This is a genomic window from Peptostreptococcus russellii (genome assembly GCF_900110295.1).
In the GTDB taxonomy this organism is placed as follows: Bacteria; Bacillota; Clostridia; order Peptostreptococcales; family Peptostreptococcaceae; genus Peptostreptococcus; species Peptostreptococcus russellii_A.
Genome location: NZ_FODF01000012.1, coordinates 12,593 through 30,735 on the forward strand (window position 1 = coordinate 12,593; position 18,143 = coordinate 30,735).

Below are 18,143 nucleotides of genomic sequence, written 5' to 3' on the forward strand. Positions count from 1 at the left end.
CCTCCTTTCAAAGCTTTATAGTCATATTATATTATAAATCATATTCATCTTTATTTCATTGTTTTTTTACAGTGTAAAAAAAAGACTAGAGAAATTCTCTAGTCTTTGCTTTCTAAAACGGTTATTTATCCTCTGTGGATTAGTCCATTACAGAGAAATCTTCTTTAGTTACGCCGCAATCTGGACATTCCCAATCATCTGGAATATCTTCGAATGGAGTTCCTGGTGCTATACCATTATCTGGATCTCCTATTTCTGGATCGTAAACATAACCACATACATCACATACATACTTTTTCATATCAATATTTCCTCCTAATATATTTAATTTATTAATCTTCTTTGTTCATATTAGTTTAATACCCATGAACAAAAAATATAACCATAATTTTTAAAAATGTATAAAAATTATTTTATACAAGTTTTTTTAGACAATCTGGACATATTCCTATAAATTCAAGATTGTGACCTGTTATTTCATATCCTGTTTTTTCAGAAATACTATCCAAAAAAGATTCAATAGGACAGATATCTACGTATGAGACTCTTCCGCACATTTTGCAAGTGAGTATATGCTGGTGAGTAGAGTCATTGAGTTGAAATACACTGTTGCCGTCAGAGAGTATTTGTTTTATTACAATATCTGAGTCAACGAGTGCGTTGAGTGCTCTGTATACAGTGGAAAGGTTTATAGTAGTATCCTCTTTAAGAGAGTTGTAGATTTCCTCAGCTGTAAGTGGAGAATCTGAATGTCTAAGACAATTTATAAGAAGCATTCTCTTCTTTGTTGCTTTCAGATTTGCCGATTTGAGCATTTCATTATTTTCTTGTCTGTGATTGTCCTTTGAAGTACAGTGGGGACAAAAGCTACTCACGTTATCACTTCCTTTACAAATTCTTATCTAGCTAAATTATACCACTATATTTGAAATAAGGAAAACAATATTTTGATTTTTTAAAGAATAAGGGAATTTTTATCTGTTTAACAGCCCCAAAAAATAAAGATATTAAAGAAAAAGTTGCATATTTTATATAAAAAGTAGTTTTAGAAATAAAGGGTATTATAAAAAATAAGATTATATTTAGATAGGTTTCAAAAAACTTAGTGGTGTAAGGAAATTTTCCTTAGAAATAAAATTTTCATTGACAAATATGAATTATAAGAATATACTTTTAGTATAAATGCAAAAGCATATGATTTGCGTTTGTGAAAATAATTAACTTAAGAGGTGTTCACTTTCGAATATTTTTAGGAAGATATATATTTTCAAATAAGGGGTATCAAATAAATAAATTCTTAGTTAATGTCTGCGAAAGATAAAAAACACAAAGACAAAAATAAATATTTTAAATAAGTGGATAATTATCAGAGTGTAATAATAAAATATATTAAATTAAAGAGGAGGTTTTTATGAAGAAACTTGGTATTAAATTAGCTGCATTGGTAATGTCGGCAACGTTTGTGCTTGCAGGATGTGGCAGCAATGAAGGGCAAAAAGCTTCAAGCTCTTCTGAAAAAAGCGATAAGTTAAAGGTAACGGCGAGTTTCTATCCAATGTATGACTTTTCAAAGAAAATCGGTGGGGACAAGGTTGAAGTTAAAAATATGATTTCATCCAATGTAGAACCACATGATTGGGAACCTACGCCCAAAGATCTTGTATCAATAGGAGATTCAGATGTATTTGTCTATAACGGTGCAGGAATGGAAACTTGGATAGATAAGGTAACTAAAAGTTCGGACAATAAAAATTTAGAATTGGTAGAAGCTTCTAAGGGTGTGAAACTTTTAAAAGGTGAAGAAGATGAAGATGCAAAAGAAGAAAAAGAACATGAGCATGAACATGGTGCATATGACCCACATGTATGGCTTTCTCCAGAAAATGCCAAAAAAGAGATGGAAAATATAAAGAATGCATTTGTAAAGGCGGATCCTAAGAATAAGGACTATTATGAAAATAATTATAATGAAAATGCAAAGAAGCTAGATGAATTGGATAAGAAGTTTAAAGATGAACTAGCTAAGACAAAGAAGAAAGATATTGTAGTTGCACATCAAGCATTTGGATATATATGTAATGCCTATGGTCTAAATCAAGTGGCGATAGAAGGTTTGTCTCCAGATTCAGAACCAGATGCAGCAAAAATGGCAGAAATAGCAAAGTTTGCAAAGGATAATAAGGTTAAATATATATTTTTTGAAGAACTTGTAAGTCCGAAGGTAGCAGAAACAATAGCAAAAGAAGTAGGAGCAAAGACTGAAGTCTTAAATCCTATAGAAGGTCTTACAGACAAGCAGCTAAAGGATGGAGAAGATTATTTTTCAATTATGAATAAAAATCTTGAAGTGCTTTTGAAAGCACTAAACTAGTATAAATTTAAAATCTCCTAAAAAATAAAATAAATTTGATTATAAAATCGACCAATTTATAATTTCAAAATAGAATAGGTCAACAGAATTTATTTAATTAAAAATAAAACCATAATAAAATTAATAAAACCATAATAAAATCTAATAAAGAAAGCACTCTTTAGGAATACGAAAGTATTTTTATAAGGGTGTTTTTTTTATTTTGAATTAATTAAAGCTTGACTTATAATATTTCAAATGCTATGATAGAAATCATAAGAAATCAATTAACAGAATAATTGATAATATTTAGAACATTTTAAGGGAAGGAAGAAGGATTATGAATTTACTAAACAACAATTATTATTATTACTTTGGCTATTACGTATAGGGGTTGTGAACTGAGATATCGTATTAAACGACAGTGTTTGCAGACCCCGCTTAGAGTTCAAAAAAGCAAAGGTTTGTAACGTGTCGGCTAAAGTGAGAATTGTTGTAAAAGTAATTTAGATACTGCCGCATGTTAGGCGGTTTTTTTTATACCCTTTATTTGTGTATTATGCCGCCATTAAAACAGGCGGTTTTTTTATTACCTAAATTAAATATAATCACATTTAAATATAAAGAAAAATGCACTATTTAATTTATATAATAAAAAATAAATGGAATTTATTTTTACAGCAGAAGTTAAAAAAATATTAGGGAGGCAGAATTATGAATTCAATTATTACGATTTTAACGCAGAGTATGTTTTTGGCAATTATGGGAATAGGGGTTTATATTACTTACAAAATACTGGATTTTCCAGATATGACAGCAGATGGCAGCTATACTCTAGGGGCTGCAATTACAGCATCAATGGTTGCATCAGGAGCACCTGCAATACTAGCAGTCTTGGTTTCTATAATAGGAGGAGCTATAGCCGGAATGGTTTCAGGACTTCTTCATGTAAAACTAAAAATAACAAATCTTTTGTCAGGGATACTTGTTATGGGAATGTTATACTCAATTAATTTAAGAATTATGAAGGGAAAGGCAAATACACCAATATTTAATTCAAAGCATCTACTAAACTCAGAAATATTAAGTTCAATAGACAGCAGAATATCAATACTTTTGATAGCTTTTATAATTGTTTTATTAGTAAAATTAATACTAGACTTATTTTTAAAGACAGGTCTTGGATACCTTATAAGAGGCACAGGAGATAATGAGCAGATGGTTAAAACTCTAGGTATAGATGTTAGTAAAATAAAAGTTATAGCTCTTATGATTTCAAATTCATTTATAGCGCTTAGTGGTTCTATGATGTCTCAATTTTTAGGATTCGCCGATGTAAATATGGGGATAGGAACATTGGTTTTAGGTATAGCATCGATAATAATTGGTCTTTCAGTATTTTCGGGATTGAAAAAGATAAAGGATACAACAAAAATTATTATAGGTACAATAATCTATCAATTTGCGGTATTTTTCGCATTAAATACAGGACTTCAGTCAAGTGATCTGAAGTTGGTAACAGGACTTATTATAATAGCATTTATTTCATTGAGTAAAAATGGACTAGGTAAAAAAACAAAGATTTCATTTCCGAAGTTATCAAAGAGAGAAAGTGTTGTATCAGTAATTAATCAAGACGAAAATTTAAGTGCTTAAAGCAGATACCATGGAAGATGAATAAAAATATAGATGGAGGTAGTTATGTTAGAGTTAAAAAATATATCAAAAACATTTAGCAATGACAGTGGATTTTCAAATAAAGTCTTAGATAAAGTAAATCTTAAGGTAGAAAAGGGAGAGTTTGTCTGTATTATAGGAAGTAACGGAACAGGAAAGTCCACTCTTTTAAATATTATATCAGGTCATACAAAGGAGACAGAAGGTAGTATAGAGCTTAATGGAAAAGAAATTAATAAACTTCCTGAGCATATAAGAACAAGAAATATAAATAGAGTATTTCAAAACCCATCAATGGGAACTTGTCCTACTATGAGTGTTAGAGAAAATCTAGCTATGGCAATGAAAAAAGAAAGTTTATTTGGATTAAAGAAGTGTCTAAGTTTTAGGGAAGATGTTTATAGAAAGGCAATTGAAGAATTTTCTCCAAGATTACTAAATCATATAGATACTCCGGTAGGAAGCCTTTCAGGTGGACAGAGACAGTCTATATCGCTTTTAATGTCTTCTTTATCAGAACCAGATATATTGCTTTTAGACGAGCATACAGCAGCTTTAGATCCGAAGACATCAGATGAAATAATTGAGCTTACTGACAAAATTGTAAGAGATAGAAAAATTACTACATTAATGGTAACTCATAATTTGAAACACGCAATTAATTACGGAGATAGAATAATAATGCTTCATAAGGGAAATATTATTATGGATGTAAGAGGAGAAGAAAAGAAAAATCTTACAGCGGAGATTATATTGAAGAGTTTTGAATATGCTGTTTAAAGTATATTTAAAGAGATATATTGACAATAAAATATATAAATAAAATTATCTAAAAAAATAAAAGAGGGTAAAAGCCCTCTTTTATTTTTTTATTTGTACTTTAGAGTGGGAAAAAATAACTAAATGGGTAGAAATAATATAGATAGCTTTGATATAAATGCAAAAGATAGGCATATAAGTCTATTCGAAATGTTGAATTTGGTGTAAACTATTGTATAATATATTAAGTAATAAGTGATTCTCTATAAAAATTAATTGAGAACGCCTATTATATGGAATTTAAAAGGACAGGATGATGTTGATGAAAAAAATAATAGAAGTAAAGAATGTATCATTTAAATATGATAGAGATTATGTCTTTGAAAATATTAATTTCGATATATATAAAGGTGATTTTGTAGGAATAATAGGAAGTAATGGCGCTGGAAAATCAACTTTAATTAAATTGATATTGGGACAACTGAAGGCGGATAAGGGTAAAATTTTAATTGATGGTGTAGAATCTTGGACAGGTAAAAATCTTCAGGAAATAGGCTATGTTCCACAAGTTGGACTTTCAAGAGGTATAGATTTTCCTGCAACTGTTGAGGAAATTGTCATGATGAATATGTATAAGGAAATTGGTAGATTTGGATTTCCTAAAAAAGAGCATAAAGAAAAAGTTAAAAAGGCTCTAGAAATAGTAGATATGACTAATTTTTTGCATAGAAAATTTTCTGATCTTTCGGGAGGACAGCAGCAGAGGGTTGTAATAGCAAAAGCCATAGTTAATTCTCCAGAGATTTTAATTTTAGATGAGCCTACTACTGGAATAGATCATCATTCAGAAAATGTTCTTTATGAGCTTCTAGACAAGCTTCATAAAGAAGAGAAAATTACTATAGTAATGATTTCTCATGATATTGAAAAGATAAAAGCTCATTCAAATAAATTAATTAGAATTGAAGATTTTGAGGGGGTGGACTAAATGCTACAATATGAATTTATGAGAAGGGCATTTATAGTAGGTCTGCTTCTTGCCACAATTATACCATGCATAGGTGTAACAATAGTTCTTAAAAGACTTTCTATGATGGGAGATGCTCTTTCTCATGCATCTTTAGCCGGTGTAGCAGCTGGTCTTGTTTTAGGTATAAATCCTATTTTGGGAGCAGTTATAATTACAGTTCTTTCTGGATTTGGAATAAATATTATAAGGAAGAAATTTCCCAAGTATGCTGAGATATCTATTGCTATTATAATGTCTGCAGGAGTAGGTTTGGCAGGTGTTTTATCTGGATTTGCAGATAATTCAGCAGGTTTTACAAGTTTTTTATTTGGTAGTATAGTAGCAATTACTGATTTTGAATTATATCTTGTAGTAGCTCTTGCAGTAGTTGTTATGATAGCATTTTTATTACTTTATAAAGAACTTATGTACATAGCTTTTGACGAAGATGGTGCTAGATTAGTAGGTATTCCAGTAAAAAGTGTAAACTTTATATTTACCATACTAACAGCTCTTACAGTATCTATTGCATCAAGAACAGTAGGTGCATTAATAGTTTCTTCAATAATGGTAATACCAGTAGCTTGTGCAATGAGATTTGCTAAAAGTTATAAAATGACAATAATACTTTCGGTTTTATTTGCCATAGTATTTACAATAATTGGATTAGTGCTTTCATTTTATTTAGGTTTAAAGCCGGGAGGAACAATAGTACTAGCGGGAGTTATAACTTTAGTGCTTACAATGATTATAAAAAAATAAGACATATTTAACAATGTAAGCAGATTTACAAGCAATTATACTCTTAATAAAGATGACACTTTAATAATTTGTTTATTATATTGAAAAAGTCCCAGTTATAATTGAATATATCTGGGACATTTTTATTTAGTTAACAGAAAAGCTTTGAAATTTTATTTTTATTAAGATTTCTACCAATTACAATAATAATTGTATTTTCTGCTTTAAAATCCGATTCTATATTAATTTCTTTTGGTACAAAATTGATTCTGTAATAGCCACTTTCAGATTTTACAGTACCCTTGCACCTTACAATACTTCCAAAATCATTATTGTTAAAATTGTTTAGAGTTTTTCTTATTTCATTTTCAGTAAAGATCTTTTTAGAATGAATGGCGATGCTTTCAAAATCATCATTATGTAGGTGCTCGTCGTGTGAATGCCCACAGCAAGAATGTTTATGTAAGTGTTCATCGTGTGAATGCCCATCGTGTGAATGTCCACAGCAAGAATGTTCTGCGATATCTACTTGATTTATCTCCTCAGAATTATTTAGGTTTTCCTTATAAATAAGGTTAAAACTATTAAAGGACGTCCATTCATTTTCAACTATATGAGTTTTTTTATTTTTTGACATAATATCATCTATTATTTCTTTCAAGCTATTCTCATCTTCTATAAATTTTGAGTATCTACTAAAAAGAATAATGTTTGAATTTTTGACTTGATCAATATAAAATTCACCAAAGTTTAAAGTATACATTTTATATAAAAAAGGGTCTACAATAGTTATTTTCTGTAAAATTTTAAATTCTTCTGGATATTTTCTACATATATCTTCTATTTCTGAAAGCTTTGCAACACCAGATGGTTCTATAATTATTGTATCTGGATCAAAACTCTTTTTTATATTTTTAATAGAATCTTTAAAACTTCCGGATACTGAACAGCAAATACAGCCAGAATTTATTTCTTTTACGTTTATTCCTTCTTTTTTTAGAATTTCTCCATCGATACCTACTTCTCCAAATTCATTTTCTATAATAACTGTTTTTTCAAGGCTTTCAGCTTCTTTAATGTATTTTTTTATAAAAGTAGTTTTTCCTGAACCTAAAAATCCAGATATTATTAATATATTTGTTTTTTTCATAATAAATTTTGGGATTTTAATAGAAAGTAAATTATTTTGAATGATTTAATAAAAAAATCCCCCCTCCTTTTCTGAAAGTATAATATAAAAAGCTTTAGAGATTCTAAATAGAACGATATGCGTTATCAATAAACTTATTCAAAAATAAAGCAAAAAAGAATAATAATTATATTCAATAAGATATTATAATAAAAAACCAAATTAAATAATATAAAAAACATAAAATGGCTTATAAAAAATATATATAAAATAAATATAAAAAAATAATTAAGTTTAATTATAGGAAAAAGTAATAACTTCTTAAGTAATATAAATTATGAATGGAGAAAAAAATGATACAGGATATAGATGTTGTTTCTGGATTTTTTCAGAGCGGAAAGACTTCTTTTATAAATTCTTATATAGAAAATGAAATTTCAAAGTTTTTTAATAAAATTTTAATTATAAGCTGTGAAATGGGCATTGAAAATTATAGTAATTTTGGTGATTGTGAGATAATAGTAGAAAAAATTTATAAAAAAGAAGATTTTAATAGTAAAAATATAAGTAAAATAATTAATAGTATAAAAGCAGAGTATGTCATAATAGAATACAATGGAGTTTGGGAGATTTCCCAATTAGTTTCAATTAACTATCCTAAGGGTTATAATTTAAGAAATTTATTTATGATAGCAGATTTTAAAAGTTTTGATTCCTACTTTAAAAATATGGAGTCTATAATGTCAGATAAAATTTCAAATTGTGATATATTAATCTTTAGTAAGAGTGGATACAGTGAATTAGAAAAAAATAGTAATGATTTAAATAGACTTAGACAGTTAGAAAAAGAGTTAAATTTAAAATGTGATTTAATAGCACATATCAATAGTGCATGTTCAGTATATATGGAAGAAGAATTGTTTAAAGGTGATAGTTTTGATTTTATAGATTCTAAAATCACAAAATCTGATTTTGAAATAGTTAAATTAGGAGCTTTTATAGCCCTTTTTTATTCAGTTATTTTATCTATAAAAGTAATTTTTCCAGATTTTTATAGATCTACAGTAGAGAGGATAATTTGGATATTTTTGAGCTTATTGATTCAAATTTTACCTTTTATTTTGTTTGGAGCAATTATATCTGGTATAATTCAAATGTTTATTCCTAAGAACAGTTTTTTAAAAGTTTTTGAGAAGACAAATTTAAAGTCTTTATTTCTTGCTTTGTTTTTAGGGGTGTTTTTTCCAGTTTGTGACTGCGCAATGGTTCCAATTGCAAGTTCGATAGTAAAGAAGGGTTATTCAATTCCAGTGACCATTACATTTTTGTTGGCATCACCTGCAGTGAATCCGATAGTAATACTTTCAACCTATTATGCTTTTCCCAATATGCCAGAAATGGTTTTATATAGAATAGCATATGGAGTATTGATAGCCTTTATTATGGGCTTGATATTATATGGATTAGAAAGCTTTAAGTTTAAAAAACATAATCTACTAGAAAGAAACAAGGTTATAAAAGCTGACATAGATAAGTATAGATTTGGGGAAATTAATATAGAAGGTCTTAGAAGTAAAGGGAAAATGAGATATATAGAAGCAATAAGTATTCATTGTAAGCAGGAATTATTTAAAATAGGACCATACATAATATTTGGTGCCATGTTATCGTCTATTATACAGGTGACAATTCCAAAGTCAACATTTTTAGCTATGAATCAGTTAAATTTCTTAGCAGTAGCAATGATGTTGTTATGTGCATTTTTTATTTCTATATGCTCTACTTCCAATGCTTTTATAGCAAGATCTTTTTATAACATAATGCCGATAAATGCTATATTGGCATTTATAGTTATGGGACCTATTTTGGATATTAGTAATGTATCTGTAATGCTTGGAACATTTAAAAAGAAGTTTATAGTAGCTCTTATTGCAAGTCTTGTTTATATTGCCTTTTTCGTATTTTCTATAATGGGGGGAGGCATTGGAATTGTTTAGTAAAATAAATTTTGAGGTTTTAATACAAATACTTATAGAATTATTTATGGCTCTTGCAATTATAACAGCATTAATTACAAAAAAAATAAATATTCTTGTTCATCCAAAATTTAATAGTTTTTTATGGATTTCGGCATTTATTTTAATTATGATGGCTTCCTTTTCATTTTTTAACTTATTTAAAGCAAGACATATGAATATATTTTCAAAATATTTTCTAATGATGGTACCACTTCTTCTGTGCATGCTTGTTTCAACAAAAAATTCGGAAGTAGTCAATATGAATTATTATTCTAAAGGAGTAGAGGGATTTGTCAATGGGATTTCTGATTCGAAAGAGATTTCTTCAAACTCGAAGTCAATATCTTCTTCTAGTTTAGAGTCTTTTGAAGAAAATCAAGGACAAGGAAGGTACAAGAAAAAGTCAGGTGAAGATTATGTAGAGATAGATGATGAAAAGTATTTGAAATGGTATTATGATATGACCTATAAGTGGGACGATTTTGAAGGTGAAAAATTTAAATTTTTAGCGACCGTTTTCAAGCCTGAAAATGGAGACCAATATATTGTATTTGCTAGATTAGGTATGGTATGTTGTATGGCTGACTTACAACCATGTGGTTTTATATATAATGGAAAAGGGTATAAAGATTTAAAGAGCGGTGAATGGTATTGGGTAACAGCTAAGATAAGAGAAAATAAAAAGTATACATATAATTATGAAAAACTTCCAATGGCATATGATGTTACCCTTGAAAAATCTAGAAAGCCAACAGATGAATATGTATACATTCAGTAAAAGTGTGTAATAGAGAAAAAAATTTGAGAAAATAAATATTTTAAAGTTTATGGTTAAATATATAAAAAAACGATATAAGTTATGATTTAATAGTATTTTAAGGATTATATACTATAATAAAGTGATTAAATCGTGTAAAAATAAAGTCTTGGACATGATTAATTAAAAGGTCAATGTCCAAGATTTTTATTTAATTTAAAATGTAATTACAAAGTAAGCACAGATCAATGTAAAGTTGAATATATCGCTTTTTAGTGGTATTATGTATGTGTGGAATTTTGTAAATTTTTGTAGAAAGTTTTTTCTCTAGAGGATTGTTTTGTAGCTTGATATAGCTGAAGAGAGCTGACTTGCTACAGACATTGTTTCAGTAAGAAACGGGTGTATTACTTAAGAGGTGTATTAATGATATATAAAAAGAAACAGGTAAAAAATAAAATAATATGTACAGCATTAGTTGCAGTATTATTATCTACAGGAATTTTCCCTATGTATTCTCACGCTGAAGATAGAAATGTAAATGATGTCTACAGTTATGAGAATGTTCATCCGGAAACAGCTTCAGAGGAAGTGCAAAATAGTGAAACTTCAGAAGATAATACAACTGTATCCGATGAAAACATATACAAAAAACATGATAATGACGCTGGTATAGCTTCTTTTGATTTTAGAGGAACTGAAGTTGCTGGCGAAAACAATAAAAAAAGTGAAGAAGATGCAAAGCTTAGAAAATATGATCCAAGAATTCTTGGATATATGACAGATGTAAAAGACCAAGGAAAACTAGGTATATGTTGGACTTTTACAGGAAATGCAGCTTTGGAAAGTTTTCTAAAGAGAAATGGATATGGAGATTATCATCTATCTGAGGAACATATGAGATGGTGGGGTAAAGATGGAGTTTATGATTGGAATATCGGTGATGAAGAGGGTTCAACAAATGAAACTTCAGTGGGCTATTTTACATCATGGCTCGGTCCAAAATACGAAAAAGACCTTCCATATAATGGTAATCAGACTAGATTAGAGGGTGCCAAGAAACCTGCTAACTATGATTCTGCTCCTTTGACAGATATTCAGGTTTTAGATGTTGTAAATGTAGCCAGAGACAGAGAGTCTGTTAAAAGTGCAATTACAAAATATGGAGCAGTAACATCAGGATACTATAATAATCCTAGATATGTTAGTCGTGATGAAGACTCTTTCTTCTGTAATGAAGCATTAGGACAGAATCACGCAATTGCAATAGTTGGATGGGATGATGATTACTCAAAAGATAATTTCGATGGAAGAGCTGGAAAGCCTCAAAATAACGGGGCATGGCTTGTTAAGAATAGCTGGGGAAAATATAATTCAGAAAATGGATATTTATGGATATCATATGAAGATAAAACAATATTATCTTTCACAGATAATTATTCAATAGCAAGAGTTCAGCAAGAGCAAGGACAAAAGATGTATCAGCATGAATATTCACTGTCTTCTATGTTAAAGGATAATGTAGTATCTGCTGCAAATAGATTCAACTTTGGAAAGAATGAGTCTCTTCAAGGTGTAATGTTTGCTACAGATAGCGGTGGTGCCAATTATGAACTTTACTTTATACCAGAGGAAAATGGAGCGTTAAATTATGCTGGAAGAATGTATTTGAAATCGGGGAAAGTACCTTTTTCAGGATATTTTACAGTAGATATTTCAGATTTTCCACTTCCAACAGGTTATGGAGCTTTAATGGTGAAGTTAGACGATAGAAGCAATGGAAAGAAGGCTAGTATTGGTTTAGAGAAGAATGTTGCAGATTTTAAAATGTTTGTTTCCAAAGGTCAAAAAGGTGAAACTTATTTGCTAAAAAATGGAAAGTTTGAAGATTTAAATAGTATGGAACAATTTGCTCCTGGAAATGTCGTAATAAAGGGTATTACAAAGCCACTAGAAGGTGGAGACGAGATTACAGGTTCAGACAGATTTGACACCGCAGTAAGGATAGCATCTAGAGGTTGGACAACTTCTAATGAAGTATTTCTTGTAAATGGATCTGCAATAGCAGATGCTCTTACAGCTACACCACTTGCAAAGCTAAAGTCAGCACCTATATTACTTACAAAAAAAGATAGTGCAGATAAGATAGTAATGGATAAGATAAAATCTTTAGGGGCAAAGAAAGTTACTATAATAGGTGGAGACAATTCTGTATCAGAAAAAGTAGTAAAACAGCTAAAAGCAGAAGGGTTAGATGTAGAGAGAATTGCAGGTACAAGTAGATACGACACTAGCAAGAAGATTGCAGAAAATATAATGTATAATAAGAAAGATATTGAAGCTGTTGCAATTGCCAATGGAAAAAAAGGTCTTGCAGATGCTATAAGTTTTTCATCTGTTGCAGGTGAAAAGACAATACCAATATTGTTGAGTGATGAAAAGGGTAAGGTCGATTCTCCAGATGGTTTAACTGATTTATATAGCGTTAAAGATAGCTATATAATAGGTGGAGAGCAGTCAGTTCCTAAATCAGTGGAAAAAGATTTTACTAATGTGACTAGATTAAGTGGAAATGATAGAAATGACACAAATGCTAAAATAATAGAAAAGTTTTATCCAAATGATGAGCTTGACTATGCCTTTGTAGTAAAAGATGGAAATAAGAATCAAGATATGTTAATAGATGGTCTTGCAGTAGGAGCATATGCTTCAGATGTTAAATCTCCTATTATACTTAGTCATGGAAGACTTTCAGAACTTCAAAAAGAGGTTTTAAAGAAAAAGAAGATAAAGAATATAACTCAAGTAGGTGGAGGAATGAATAGTATGTCTGTAACCGAACTTCTTATAATGAAAGAAGCACAAAAAAAGAGTTATTAAAGATAATCGAAATAAGAAATTAAATAAAATATAAAATTTGCCATACCCCCATTTTGAGGGGTGTGGCAATTATATCAGAGTTTTGGAATATATTAAAAGATATAATTTAAAAGTTATTATAAGTTAATAAGCATTAGAAAAAAGTAAAATAAGAATTTGAAAATAATAAATCATAGAGTATATAGCAAATGGCAAAAAGAAACATCTATATAAATAAGAGTTCGAATTGGAGGAATTGTCTATGAAAATATACAACACAATGACAAGAAAAAAAGAAGAGTTTATACCACTAGAAGAAGGAAAGGTAAAGATGTATGTTTGTGGACCTACAGTATATAATTTTATACACTTGGGTAATGCAAGACCTTTTACTGTATTTGACGCTTTAAGAAGATATTTTGAATACAAGGGTTATGAGGTAACTTATATACAGAACTTTACAGATGTTGACGACAAAATAATCAAAAGAAGTCATGAAGAAGGAATTACACCAGAAGAAGTTGCTAAGAAATATATAAATGAATATTTTATAGATTGTGACGGACTAGGAATAAAGAGAGCAACAGTTCATCCTCAGGTTACAGATAATATAGAAAACATTATAGAGTTTATATCTGACTTAATTGAAAAAGGATATGCCTATGAATCAAATGGAGATGTTTTATTTAGAACAAGAAAATTTGATGAATACGGAAAGCTTTCTCATCAGAATATAGAGGAATTAGAACTTGGAGCTAGAATAGACATAGACGAGAAGAAGGAAGATCCTCTTGATTTCGTACTATGGAAGGCAAAAAAAGAAGGTGAACCAGGCTGGAAGAGTCCGTGGGGTGAAGGTAGACCAGGTTGGCATATAGAATGCTCTGTAATGTCAAGAAGATATCTTGGAAACACAATAGATATTCATGCAGGTGGACAGGATCTTCAGTTCCCACATCATGAAAATGAAATAGCTCAGAGTGAATGCTGTAATGATACTACTTTTGCAAGATATTGGATGCATAATGGATATATAAATGTAGATGGAGAAAAGATGAGTAAGTCTTTAGGAAATTTCTTTACAGTTAGAGAGATTTCAGAGAAATACGATCTTGGTCTAGTTAGATTTTTCCTTCTTTCAACTCACTACAGAAATCCAGTAAACTTTAGTGATACAATACTTGAGCAGGCAAAATCTGGTCTTGATAGATTGATGACTGCAAAAGAAAGAGCTGAGTATACACTATCGAATCTTACAGAAGAAAATGTAAAGGATGAAGAAAAGGAATTAATGGCTCAAATCGATACTTATAGAGATAAGTTTACAGAGGCTATGGACGATGATTTAAATACAGCAGATGCTATAAGTGCAATATTTGAACTTGCTAAGTTTATGAATACTAATATAAAGGAATCTTCATCTAAAGAATTTGTAGGAAAGTGTATCGATATGTTCAATGAGTTAACCGGAGTACTTAATATAGCTCAAGGAAATGATGAAGTTGACGATGAGCTTACAAATAAGGTTGAAGAAATGATAGCTAAGAGAGCAGAAGCAAAGAAAAATAAAGACTTTGCTTTAGCAGATCAGATAAGAGATGAACTTACAGCTATGGGAATAGCAATAGAAGATACAAGACAGGGAGTAAAATGGAAGAGAATTTAATAAAATATGCTAATATTACAAGGGAAGAGTTGGCGAGAATATCGCCTCTTACCCTTGCATATTTAGGAGATGCAGTTTATGAATCTTTTATAAGGGAGTACCTAATAAGAAAAAATATTTTTCTTAAAATAAACGATCTTCATAAACAGGCTATAAAGTATGTAAACGCTAAGGCTCAATCTAAGGCAATCAAAGGTATTGAAGGAATTTTGACCGATGAAGAAACAAATGTCTTTAAAAGAGGTAGAAATCATAAGAAAAATACAAGTGCCAAGAATGCAAGTGTAGTGGACTATAGACATTCAACAGGCTTTGAAGCTCTTATAGGTTTCTTATATCTTAATGATGAAGATGAGCGTTTAGATTATATAATAGAAAAAAGTATAGAAATAATTGAAAGTGAATAGGTGGTGAACTTTTTTGGCGATAATAGAAGGAAGAAATCCTGTTATAGAAGCTTTAAAGAACGATAGAGAGATAGACAAAATAATGGTAAATAAAGCTGCTAGAGAGGGTTCTATAAAGAAAATAATTGCAATGGCGAGAGACAACAATGTAATAGTGCAGCAAGTGGATAGACACAAGCTAGATGAAATGTCAGAAAGTCACTCACATCAGGGCGTAATAGCAATAATAGGTGAGTACAAGTACTATGAACTTGATGAAGTACTTGAAATACCTAAGAAAAAAGGTGAAGAACCATTTTTCATAATTTTAGACGGAGTAACAGATCCACACAATCTTGGATCGATAATAAGAACGGCAGATGCAGTAGGTGCACACGCAGTAATAATACCAAAAAGAAGAAGTGCACAGATTACACCAGTAGTAGCAAAGGCATCTGCAGGTGCAGTTGAATATGTGCCAGTATGTAAGGTAACTAATATAGCAAATACTATCAAAATTTTAAAGGAAAATGGGCTTTGGATAGCTGCCGTAGATATGGATGGTGGAGCATTCTACCAACAGGACCTTTCAGGAGCATTAGCTCTTGTAGTAGGAAGTGAAGGTTCAGGTATATCTAGGTTGGTAAAGCAAAACTGTGATTTCACCGTTAGTATGCCGATGTCGGGGAATGTAACTTCCCTAAATGCATCTGTAGCAGGTGGAATACTATTATACGAAGTATACAGACAGAGAAATGGCAAGAAGTAATGTAGCTTATAGTCCAAGAAAGTTTTTGATAGTAGACGGTTATAATGTAATAAATGCATGGGACGGTTTGAAGCAGCTGACTGTTAAAGACCTAGAAACAGCAAGAGATACTTTAGTTAGTTATATTCAAGAATATGCCAAAATGAAGGGATATGAAGCTTACATAGTTTTTGATGCATATAAGGTAAAGGGGCAAAGTGAAAATATAGAGAACCATTATGGAGTAACGGTTGTATTTACCAAAGAAAATCAAACTGCAGATAGTTATATAGAAAAGTTTATATCATCTCTTTCAAGATATGATGAAGTAGCTGTAGTTACGAGTGATTATGCAGAGCAACAGATTGTGCTAGGTAAAGGTTGCTCTAGGATACCAGCTAGAGAACTTATAGAAGACCTTAATAAACAGAAAAAAAATATTAGAAATAATAGTAAAAGTAAGCAGAAATATAACACTATGAATAGGTTGGAAAACAGAATTGATAGCGATGTTTTAAGAAAACTTGAAGAAATAAGAAGAAGAACGGATAAATAATAGTGTGTTAATATAAAACTGGAGGTAGCAGTGGATAGAGAAGTTACTGAAGGAATTTTTGGAAAGCCTAGTTATAAAAAAGAGGCTAACAATTGGGAGAGTTGCATGGATGAAGCTGATAAAAAAAACATTTTAGAAAAAGATTTACTTGATTTATATGTAGATGAAATCGAGGAAAATAAAAATAAAAATGAGAAGAGTACTTATAATCCGGAAGAGGATTATAGGTATGTAATGAAAGCTCAAAAAGGAGACACAGCAGCTGTTAACCATATTATAGATAAATATAGACCTATGGTATATCTAAAGTCAAAAACTTACTATATGAAGGGTTCTGACAAGGAAGATATTGTACAAGAAGGCATGATAGGTCTTTATAAGGCAATTAAAGATTATAAAAAAGATAGTAAAAGTGATTTTTATTATTTTGCTAGTATGTGTATTACAAGACAGATGATAACTGCTGTAAAAACATCTACAAGAAAAAAACACATGCCCTTGAATTCATATATCTCTTTAAATAAACCTGCTTTTGATGGAGAAGAAAATTCAGATAGAACTCTTTTTGAAGTTATAAATCAGAGTGAAGAGGTGAACCCTGAAAATCTTGTAATAAGCAAAGAAAATTATAAAATTCTTGCAGAAAAAATAAGCGAAGTTTTAACACCTTTAGAGGAAGATGTTTTTAAAATGTATATAGCTGGCAAAAAATATTCAGATATTGCAAAAAAGCTTGATAAAAATGAAAAGGCAGTAGACAATGCTATGCAGAGAGCTAAAAGAAAACTAGAAAAAGCTCTAAAGGAAATGAATTCAAAAGAATAAATATATTAGTTAAAAGTGTATGGTGAAACATACACTTTTTTTATAAAAACTTAATATAAGTAATATAAATTTATAGTCAAATTTGTAACTTATAAGTTTAAAATATTATTATAAATAAAATAAGCTAAATCAAGGGCTTCATATAAAAAAAAGATATATTTTATGTCTTTTATAGAAAAAAATTATAAAACAAGTATTTTTTCAGAAAGTAATAATTAATTTGCTCTAATAGAGAGTAGATATATTTTAGTATGTATACTAAAGTAAAAACTTTAATAAAAAAAGGAGAAGATATAAGAAATAGGTAATTTTCATAAAAGAATAAAAGTTAAAAAGTTCTTAATTGTATAAAAAATATGTAAAAAGTGTTATAATGGATTGTGGGTCGTGAAATATATAATTTAATAAATTGATTATTTAGACCAAATTTATATAAGAAGAAAACGTAAACAAAGCTTATACAAGTAAGTATTTCTTCAAAATTATGTATTTGCCCATATAAACATAACCTTAATGTTGCATACTACTGCACATTGGTTGTAGAATCAATAAAATTACTGGAGGTTAGTTATGAAAGTTTCAGAAAGAGTTGATGTACTTAGAAAGAAAATGGCAGAAAAGAACATAGACGTATATGTTGTTCCATCTGCTGATTATCATCAG

The 18,143-nt window shown here is 29.7% G+C and carries 16 protein-coding genes; 13 read left to right on the plus strand and 3 right to left on the minus strand.

Annotated elements, in window-relative coordinates; translation table 11 throughout:
• Positions 1-139: 139 nt before the first annotated feature.
• Positions 140-301, minus strand: coding sequence for a rubredoxin (rd, locus tag BMY82_RS07085; RefSeq protein ID WP_091975864.1), 162 nt, complete (start codon positions 299-301; stop codon positions 140-142).
• A gap of 112 nt (positions 302-413) precedes the next feature.
• On the minus strand, positions 414-875 hold the full coding sequence (locus BMY82_RS07090) for a Fur family transcriptional regulator (protein WP_242938939.1): 462 nt from the start codon (positions 873-875) through the stop codon (positions 414-416).
• A 536-nt stretch (positions 876-1,411) separates the two neighbouring features.
• On the opposite strand from BMY82_RS07090, the gene BMY82_RS07095 reads away from it, so the two are divergent.
• The 5 genes from BMY82_RS07095 (at position 1,412) to BMY82_RS07115 (ending at position 6,557) form a co-directional block, all read left to right on the plus strand.
• Complete coding sequence (locus BMY82_RS07095; RefSeq protein WP_091975865.1) at positions 1,412-2,371, plus strand: metal ABC transporter substrate-binding protein; 960 nt, start codon at positions 1,412-1,414, stop codon at positions 2,369-2,371.
• A gap of 693 nt (positions 2,372-3,064) precedes the next feature.
• Positions 3,065-4,006 carry an ABC transporter permease gene (locus tag BMY82_RS07100; protein ID WP_091975866.1) on the plus strand — a complete coding sequence of 314 codons (942 nt, stop codon included), beginning with the start codon at positions 3,065-3,067 and terminating at the stop codon, positions 4,004-4,006.
• Between the two features lie 45 nt (positions 4,007-4,051).
• A complete protein-coding gene (locus BMY82_RS07105; RefSeq protein ID WP_091975867.1) occupies positions 4,052-4,807 on the plus strand; it encodes an ABC transporter ATP-binding protein in 756 nt (251 codons plus the stop codon).
• Positions 4,808-5,108: 301 nt separating this feature from the next.
• The gene (locus BMY82_RS07110; RefSeq protein ID WP_091975868.1) at positions 5,109-5,774 is read left to right on the plus strand and encodes a metal ABC transporter ATP-binding protein; all 666 of its coding nucleotides are present in this window, start codon (positions 5,109-5,111) and stop codon (positions 5,772-5,774) included.
• On the plus strand, positions 5,775-6,557 hold the full coding sequence (locus BMY82_RS07115) for a metal ABC transporter permease (protein ID WP_091975869.1): 783 nt from the start codon (positions 5,775-5,777) through the stop codon (positions 6,555-6,557). It begins immediately after the preceding gene.
• Between the two features lie 130 nt (positions 6,558-6,687).
• On the opposite strand, the gene BMY82_RS07120 is transcribed toward BMY82_RS07115, so the two are convergent.
• A complete protein-coding gene (locus tag BMY82_RS07120; protein ID WP_091975870.1) occupies positions 6,688-7,686 on the minus strand; it encodes a GTP-binding protein in 999 nt (332 codons plus the stop codon).
• A gap of 332 nt (positions 7,687-8,018) precedes the next feature.
• On the opposite strand from BMY82_RS07120, the gene BMY82_RS07125 reads away from it, so the two are divergent.
• From BMY82_RS07125 to sigH, 8 genes are all read left to right on the plus strand, one after another.
• Positions 8,019-9,662 carry a permease gene (locus tag BMY82_RS07125; protein WP_091975871.1) on the plus strand — a complete coding sequence of 548 codons (1,644 nt, stop codon included), beginning with the start codon at positions 8,019-8,021 and terminating at the stop codon, positions 9,660-9,662.
• The gene (locus tag BMY82_RS07130; protein ID WP_091975872.1) at positions 9,655-10,461 is read left to right on the plus strand and encodes a TIGR03943 family putative permease subunit; all 807 of its coding nucleotides are present in this window, start codon (positions 9,655-9,657) and stop codon (positions 10,459-10,461) included. Before BMY82_RS07125 ends, BMY82_RS07130 begins: the two co-directional genes overlap by 8 nt.
• Before the next feature lie 405 nt (positions 10,462-10,866).
• Entirely contained in the window at positions 10,867-13,320 is a 2,454-nt protein-coding gene (locus BMY82_RS07135) for a cell wall-binding repeat-containing protein (protein ID WP_091975873.1), read from the plus strand.
• A gap of 241 nt (positions 13,321-13,561) precedes the next feature.
• The gene (cysS, locus tag BMY82_RS07140; protein WP_091975874.1) at positions 13,562-14,965 is read left to right on the plus strand and encodes a cysteine--tRNA ligase; all 1,404 of its coding nucleotides are present in this window, start codon (positions 13,562-13,564) and stop codon (positions 14,963-14,965) included.
• Positions 14,950-15,372: a Mini-ribonuclease 3 gene (locus tag BMY82_RS07145; RefSeq protein ID WP_091975875.1), complete on the plus strand. Its 423-nt coding sequence runs from the start codon at positions 14,950-14,952 to the stop codon at positions 15,370-15,372. The genes cysS and BMY82_RS07145 overlap by 16 nt, the downstream gene beginning before the upstream one ends.
• A 13-nt stretch (positions 15,373-15,385) precedes the next feature.
• The gene (gene rlmB / locus BMY82_RS07150; protein WP_091975876.1) at positions 15,386-16,120 is read left to right on the plus strand and encodes a 23S rRNA (guanosine(2251)-2'-O)-methyltransferase RlmB; all 735 of its coding nucleotides are present in this window, start codon (positions 15,386-15,388) and stop codon (positions 16,118-16,120) included.
• Positions 16,107-16,655, plus strand: a complete 549-nt coding sequence (locus BMY82_RS07155) for an NYN domain-containing protein (protein WP_091975877.1) — start codon at positions 16,107-16,109, stop codon at positions 16,653-16,655. The genes rlmB and BMY82_RS07155 overlap by 14 nt, the downstream gene beginning before the upstream one ends.
• 30 nt (positions 16,656-16,685) lie before the next feature.
• Positions 16,686-17,480 (plus strand): RNA polymerase sporulation sigma factor SigH, encoded by a 795-nt coding sequence (sigH, locus tag BMY82_RS07160; protein WP_242938940.1) that lies wholly within the window; start codon positions 16,686-16,688, stop codon positions 17,478-17,480.
• The last annotated feature ends 663 nt before the right edge of the window (positions 17,481-18,143 follow it).

Excerpts from the sequence above, each read along its gene's own strand:
- rd (WP_091975864.1), bottom strand. The coding sequence starts at position 301 with ATGAAAAAGTATGTATGTGATGTATGTGGTTATGTTTACGATCCAGAA.
- BMY82_RS07095 (WP_091975865.1), top strand. The coding sequence starts at position 1,412 with ATGAAGAAACTTGGTATTAAATTAGCTGCATTGGTAATGTCGGCAACG.
- BMY82_RS07100 (WP_091975866.1), top strand. The coding sequence starts at position 3,065 with ATGAATTCAATTATTACGATTTTAACGCAGAGTATGTTTTTGGCAATT.
- BMY82_RS07105 (WP_091975867.1), top strand. The coding sequence starts at position 4,052 with ATGTTAGAGTTAAAAAATATATCAAAAACATTTAGCAATGACAGTGGA.
- BMY82_RS07110 (WP_091975868.1), top strand. The coding sequence starts at position 5,109 with ATGAAAAAAATAATAGAAGTAAAGAATGTATCATTTAAATATGATAGA.
- BMY82_RS07115 (WP_091975869.1), top strand. The coding sequence starts at position 5,775 with ATGCTACAATATGAATTTATGAGAAGGGCATTTATAGTAGGTCTGCTT.
- BMY82_RS07120 (WP_091975870.1), bottom strand. The coding sequence starts at position 7,686 with ATGAAAAAAACAAATATATTAATAATATCTGGATTTTTAGGTTCAGGA.
- BMY82_RS07125 (WP_091975871.1), top strand. The coding sequence starts at position 8,019 with ATGATACAGGATATAGATGTTGTTTCTGGATTTTTTCAGAGCGGAAAG.
- BMY82_RS07135 (WP_091975873.1), top strand. The coding sequence starts at position 10,867 with ATGATATATAAAAAGAAACAGGTAAAAAATAAAATAATATGTACAGCA.
- cysS (WP_091975874.1), top strand. The coding sequence starts at position 13,562 with ATGAAAATATACAACACAATGACAAGAAAAAAAGAAGAGTTTATACCA.
- BMY82_RS07145 (WP_091975875.1), top strand. The coding sequence starts at position 14,950 with ATGGAAGAGAATTTAATAAAATATGCTAATATTACAAGGGAAGAGTTG.
- BMY82_RS07155 (WP_091975877.1), top strand. The coding sequence starts at position 16,107 with ATGGCAAGAAGTAATGTAGCTTATAGTCCAAGAAAGTTTTTGATAGTA.